The sequence below is a fragment of the Methylobacterium sp. WL18 genome, from assembly GCF_008040015.1.
Lineage (GTDB): Bacteria > Pseudomonadota > Alphaproteobacteria > Rhizobiales > Beijerinckiaceae > Methylobacterium > Methylobacterium mesophilicum.
Map to the genome: position 1 here is coordinate 1 of NZ_VRVD01000741.1, position 2,096 is coordinate 2,096.

General features: G+C 72.6%; 2 protein-coding genes. Both read left to right on the forward strand.

All coding sequences use genetic code 11. The features are described from left to right. Window positions 1–1,548: AI-2E family transporter (locus tag FV228_RS27720; RefSeq protein WP_246694051.1), on the forward strand; the 1,548-nt coding region annotated here is incomplete at its 5' end. 116 nt (window positions 1,549–1,664) lie between these two features. Then, a partial coding sequence (locus FV228_RS27725) for an inositol monophosphatase family protein (RefSeq protein ID WP_281406543.1) occupies window positions 1,665–2,096 on the forward strand: 432 nt, incomplete at its 3' end.

Here is a 2,096-nt window from a genome sequence, read left to right on the forward strand (position 1 = left end):
GAGCCGGCGCAGGGGTCGTCGCGAGGGTCGTCGCAAGGGTCCGCGCTGGACCAGGGCGCGCCCGGCCCAAAACCCGTCCTGGTCGAGATGACCGCGACCCAGCCGGGACCGCTCGAGACGCTCGGCACCCTGCTGTCGCCGGTTATGCAGCCGCTCGCCACGGTGGGCATCGTCTTCGTGGTGCTGCTGTTCGTCCTGATGCAGCGCGAGGACCTGCGCGACCGCATGATCCGGCTCGCCGGCTCCAGCGACCTGCACCGTACCACCGGGGCGATCGACGACGCGGCCGGGCGCCTCAGCCGCTACTTCGTGGTGCAGCTCGCCCTCAACACCGCCTTCGGGGTCGTGATCGGGATCGGCCTGTACGTCATCGGCGTGCCGAACCCGGTGCTGTGGGCGATCTTCTCGGCGCTGATGCGGTTCGTGCCCTATATCGGCGCGTTCCTGTCGGCGATCCTGCCGATTACCCTCGCCGCCGCGGTCGATCCCGGCTGGAACATGATGATCGCGGTGACGATCCTGTTCCTGATCCTGGAGCCGCTGACCGGCCAGGTGTTCGAGCCGATCGTGTACGGCCAGTCCACCGGGCTCTCGCCCCTCGCGGTGCTGGTCTCGGCCCTGTTCTGGACCTGGCTATGGGGGCCCGTAGGCCTGCTTCTCTCGACGCCGCTCACCGTCTGCCTGGTGGTGCTGGGACGGCACGTCGAGCACCTGGAATTCCTGGACGTGCTGTTCGGCGACCGGCCGGCGCTGACGCCGGTGCAGAACTTCTACCAGCGCATCCTGGCCGGCGATTCCGAGGAGGTTTTGGGCCATGCCGAGCTGATCCTGCAGCAATGCTCGCTCTCGTCCTACTACGACGAGGTCGTGCTGAAGGCCCTCGAACTCGCCGCCCGCGACGCGGCGCGGGGCGTGCTGACCGCCCAGCAGAAGGGCGCGATGCGCACCGCCCTGGGCGAGCTGATCGCCGACCTGTCCGAGCGCGGCGACGCCACCGCCGAGAGCACGGGGGAGGGCGGCGAGCACGCCTGCAGCCCGATGCCGGTCGGCCCGGCCCCGGATGCGCTGCCGGAGGCCTGGACCCGCGCGGGCGCGGTCCTCTGCATCTCCGGACGCGGCTTCCTCGATGGCGCCGCGGCCGCGATCCTGGCCCAGATCCTGGAGAAGCGCGGCATCGGCGTCCGCACGGTGCCGTTCTCTGATGCCGCCACGGCGCGGATCGAGCGGTTCGAGCCGGGTCCGGCCCGGATGGCCTGCGTGGTCTCGCTGGCGCTGAACGGCGAGCCGACGCACCTGCGCCGGCTGGTCGGGCGGCTGCAGGCACGGATGCCCGGCGTGCCGGTCCTGCTCGGCCTGTGGCTGGCCCAGAACGGCCAGTCGGACCGGGTGGCGCGCGCGCCGGAAGGCTCGACCGAGGCGTCCGGGCAGGTCGCGTCCCTGCGCGAGGCCCTCGAAGCGGTGCTGGCCGCCGTGCAGGCGGATATCGCGGGCACGGCCGCGCCCGAGGCCGGCGCCGAGGCGCGACTCCCGGAACCGGCGGAGGCTTGAGGCTTGAGGCGGAGGAGCTTGGGGCGACGGGGCTTGACGGCCGGGGGCCGGCCCCGGTTTCGTCGCGTGCCGGTCGGGCCCCTATCGGGTCTCGGGCACAGCAGGGGGCAGGGCCGATGAGCGTCGTCGAACTCGGGCGGTTCATGGACGATCTCGCGGAGGCGTCCGGCCAGGCGATCCTGCCGTTCTTCCGTGCCGCGTTCGGCCTCGACGACAAGGCGCGGGGCGGCGCGCCGTTCGATCCGGTCACCGAGGCCGACCGCGCGGCCGAGACCGTGCTCCGCAGGATGATCGCCCAGACCTTCCCGGGCCACGGTATCCTGGGCGAGGAGTTCGGCTCCGAGCGCACCGACGCCGAGTGCGTCTGGGTGCTCGACCCGATCGACGGGACCCGCGCCTTCATCGCCGGGCTGCCGACCTGGGGCACGCTGATCGGGCTCACCCGCAACGGTGTGCCGGTGCGCGGGCTGATGCACCAGCCCTATCTTGGCGAGCGCTTCACCGGCGACGGCCGCAACGCCCGCCTGCGCGGCCCGGCGGGCGTTGCG